General features: G+C 66.1%; 3 protein-coding genes. 2 read left to right on the top strand and 1 reads right to left on the bottom strand.

Annotation, left to right across the window (positions count from 1 at the left end):
- Positions 1 to 369, bottom strand: a 369-nt coding sequence (locus ACFSC3_RS20655) for a recombinase family protein (RefSeq protein ID WP_380942270.1), incomplete at its 3' end; no start/stop codon positions are given.
- 191 nt (positions 370 to 560) lie between these two features.
- Here ACFSC3_RS20655 and ACFSC3_RS20660 point away from each other — a divergent pair.
- On the top strand, positions 561 to 1,961 hold the full coding sequence (locus ACFSC3_RS20660) for a Mu transposase C-terminal domain-containing protein (protein WP_004212864.1): 1,401 nt from the start codon (positions 561 to 563) through the stop codon (positions 1,959 to 1,961).
- Positions 1,888 to 2,743, top strand: an 856-nt coding sequence (locus tag ACFSC3_RS20665) for an AAA family ATPase (RefSeq protein WP_380942272.1), incomplete at its 3' end; no start/stop codon positions are given. The genes ACFSC3_RS20660 and ACFSC3_RS20665, both read left to right, overlap by 74 nt.

The raw sequence follows: 2,743 nt of genomic DNA on the forward strand, positions 1-2,743 counted from the left end.
GGTCCGCTCGCGGATCAGGTTGCGCTCGAACTCCGCCAATGCCCCGAACAGGTGGAAGGTAAGCTTGCCCGACGTGGTGGTCGTGTCGATCGCCTCGTGCAGGCTCAGCAGCCCGACCTTTTCCTCGTCGAGGTAGGTCATCCATCCGATCAGATCACGGAGCGAGCGGCCGAGCCTGTCGAGGCGCCAGACCACCAGTGTGTCGCCGGCGCGAAGCAGCTCCTTCACCTTTTCCAATCCAGGGCGAGCGGCAGTCGCCCCGGAGGCCTTGTCGGTGATGACCTTCTCGCAGCCGGCAGCCTTCAGCGCATCACGCTGGAGGTCCAGGTTCTGCTCGGCGGTCGATACGCGGGCGTAACCGATTTTCATGCGTAGGGCCGGTGGCGCCCCGATCGGGCGCGGTTTGGGAAGAAAGTCGTCATCGGCAGGTCTATGTTGCCCTAGTTTTCTTTACCGGGTAGATTTACGTCGAACAGGCCGGTTTGGCAACGCGAGCGGACTCGCATGGCGATGGGCAGGCAAATCTCCGTTTTCCTTACCTGCGACACGGACCGTCGGCGGTGACGCATCCGGCGCTTGTCCCGCCGCTGGCGATCGAGCGCTACCGCGTCCTTGAACCGCACCTCGCCGATGGCATCCCGCTCGCGGACCTCGCCCGCACCGGCACGCTGAGCGAGCGGACGTTGCAGCGCTGGCTCGGGCGCTACCGTGCCGAAGGACTTGCCGGTCTCGCGCGTCTGCCGCGCAACGATCGGGGCAGGCTGCACCTGCCGGAACATCTGGTCGAACTGACCCGCACTCTCGCCACCAAGCGCCCGCGACCCCCGGTCGCCGCCATTCACCGAAAGGTGCAGGAACTCGCCATCGCGCATGGACACCGAACCCCCAGCTATGCGGCCGTCGCGCGTGTCGTCAGGGCGATACCGGCAAGCCAGATCGCCGCAGCCTCCGATCCGGCCGTCTACCGCGACCAGCACGAGCTAGTGCATCGGCGCGAAGCCGCGACCTCGAACGAGATGTGGCAGGCCGATCATACCGTTCTCGACATTCTCGTGCTCGATGATGCCGGAACCCCGGTGCGTCCTTGGCTGACCGTCATCGTTGACGATCACAGCCGAGCCATCGCCGGTTACTTCCTCAGCCTCGATGCCCCCAGTGCCCTCAACACGGCGCTCGCCTTGCGGCAGGCGATCTGGCGCAAGCCCAATCCCGAATGGATCGTCAGCGGCATTCCCGAACAGCTTTACGTCGACAACGGCTCGGATTTCATCTCCGAGCATATCGAGCAGGCGTGCATCGCCCTCAAAATCCGCCTCATCCATTCGCTGCCGGGGCGTCCTCGCGGGCGCGGCAAGATCGAGCGGCTGTTCCGCACCATCAACGACATGTTCCTGCCCGACCTGCCCGGCCACCTGATCGCGGGCAAGCCGCTGTCGGCGCCAGTGCTCACGCTCGACGAGCTGCGCGCCCGCTTCGAGGCGTTCGTGTGCGGCGTCTATCATCGTCGCCCGCATGGCAGCACCGGCGAACCGCCGATCACGCGCTGGCAGAAGGGCGGGTTCCTGCCCGCAATGCCCGACAGCCTTGAACAGCTCGACATGCTGCTCGTGCACGTGCCCAAGCCCCGTAAAGTGCTGCGCGACGGCATCCGTCTGATGGGCAGGCGCTATGTCGAACCCACGCTCGCGGCCTTCGTCGGCGAGCAGGTCGAGGCGGTCTATGACCCCCGCGACCTGACCGAGATCCACGTCTACCACCAGGGCCGGTTCGTCTGCCGTGCGCTCAGCTCCGAGCACGCTGGGCACCCGTCGTTGCGCGCGATCCAGCGCGCCCGGCGCGGCGCGAAGGAGCGCGACAAGCAGGTGCCTGCCCCCACGGAGACCTTCGATGGCGACCAAGAGGATACGGCTTCCCGGCCCACCACCTACCGAGGGCTCCGGCTCTACGCCGCTGACGATTGAGTTCCTGGTCGAGCAGCCGTTCCTGGCGACCCGCGAACATGCCCGGTTCGTCGAGTTTGCCGAAGCCTGCGCGCACTACCGCTATATCGGCGTGTGTCATGGCCGGCCGGGCGTCGGAAAGACGCGATCGGCGCGCGAGTTTTCCAGCTTCCCCGACCTGGGGGAATATGCCGCGCTCCGTCCCATTGCCGCGCTCCTTGGCGAAAAGGTCGCTCGCTGCCGCGCCGTCTTCTACACCGTGTCGGTCAGCAACACGCCCAAGACGATCGACGCGGTGTTGGGCCTCAACCTCATTAAGCTGGGCTATGCCCGGCTGACGGTCGCGGGCGGCTCGCAGGACGAAATCACCCATGACGCCGCCCGCATCGCCTGCCCCCTCGTCATCGTCGACGAGGCCGACCGCCTGACCATAAAGTCGCTCGAACATCTCCGCGACATGGCCGATCGCCACGGCTTCGGGCTGATCCTGATGGGTATGCCGGGCTTGGAGAAGCGCCTCGCCCGCTATGCCCAGCTCTACTCGCGGATCGGCTTCGTCCACGAGTTCAAACCGCTTACCGAGACCGAAATGCGGCTGCTGCTCGCGACCCACGCCGGCGATTTCGGGATCAGCTTCGACCCGGCCCAACTCGACGCGATCGAAGCGCAGGCAGCCGTGATCCGCATCACGCGCGGCAACTTCCGGCTCATGGAGCGCCTGTTCGCGCAGATGCGGCGGATCATGACCCTCAACCGCGTCGAGGAGGTCACCGCTGACATCGTTCAGGCCGCGCGCGATTGCC

Source organism: Sphingomonas floccifaciens (genome assembly GCF_042681125.1).
GTDB lineage: Bacteria > Pseudomonadota > Alphaproteobacteria > Sphingomonadales > Sphingomonadaceae > Sphingomonas > Sphingomonas floccifaciens.